Consider the following 1,129-nt stretch of genomic DNA (forward strand, 5'->3'; position numbering starts at 1 on the left):
ATAGGCCTGACCTTTAGATAGCCTGGTTCCGGGAAGTTGTCTCGTTTGTTTTTTATTTTGCAGAAACTGATGGCTCCTTAATTTATCGTTAACTCTCTCAGCAAAGGTAAAAACTATATAAATCTTGTAAAAGATGAGGCAGACCGAAGGATTACAATGCAAGAGGTGATTAAGATACTTAGTATCACCAATATAATATTTTTTACAATATTATTTTTCATTTTTGTTTTTCTTTTTTTCTTCCCCAAATAATGCATCTAAAATATAACCTATCTTTGGATAATCAAACTCTTTTGTTCCTATATTTTGACCTTTTTGGTATATATTAAATGCACCTGTACCTTCATTTGTTTTTCCTTCCTTATTAACAGGTTGAATACCTATCTCATAAGCTCCAAATGGCCCTAAGTCGATTGTCGTTGAATATCCATTAGCACCATAAACTGTAACATTTTCATATTCTTCTGATATTCTTTTAGCTATTGGATTGCTATTTAAATCCTCGTTACCTGTATCACAAACATATAATATTAATGTTATCTCTTGATTCTGTTCCATTGCATTTTTCCATTCAGGACTTTTTTCTGATAAAATCTCATTTATTTTTTTCGGATTTGTCGCGGATTGAGTTTTTTCCCCATCATAATATGCTAATGAGCCTGTGGATCCGTGAGCAAAAACATAAAAAATATTATCTCCTGTTTTATATTTAAAATTATCAGCTGATTTTGAGAACTTGCTGTCATCTTTTGGACTAAATAATTTAATAGGTTTTTCTTTAGCCTCTTTTCCGTCCGGATCAATAAATTTCAACGGATTATTCAGGCAATACACATACGGACTAATACTATAATACTTCTCTGCCAGCGGATCAACCGTTGTAAACCGTGGCACTGTACTATCATAATACCGCGCAGAATAATCATACCAATTCAGCCCATGCTTCCTATCCAACTCCTTTCCATTATACTTGTATGGCTGCACTTCTTCGTTCTCATTATCTGCAAATGCCATACCGAATGGGTAATAATCATTTTGCTGTACGACATTGCCGTCTTCGTCTACTACTACACGGTTATTGCCTAAGTGATCGGTTAAGTAGAAATAGTATTTATCGTCTTCTATATAG

1 protein-coding gene is annotated in these 1,129 nt (G+C 33.7%); it reads right to left on the reverse strand.

What is annotated here, in order from left to right; all coding sequences use genetic code 11:
* Positions 1 to 210 precede the first annotated feature (210 nt).
* Positions 211 to 1,129: RHS repeat domain-containing protein (locus D0T57_RS13515; RefSeq protein ID WP_304487053.1), on the reverse strand; the 919-nt coding region annotated here is incomplete at its 5' end.

This window comes from Dysgonomonas sp. 511, assembly GCF_010501105.1.
Lineage (GTDB): Bacteria > Bacteroidota > Bacteroidia > Bacteroidales > Dysgonomonadaceae > Dysgonomonas.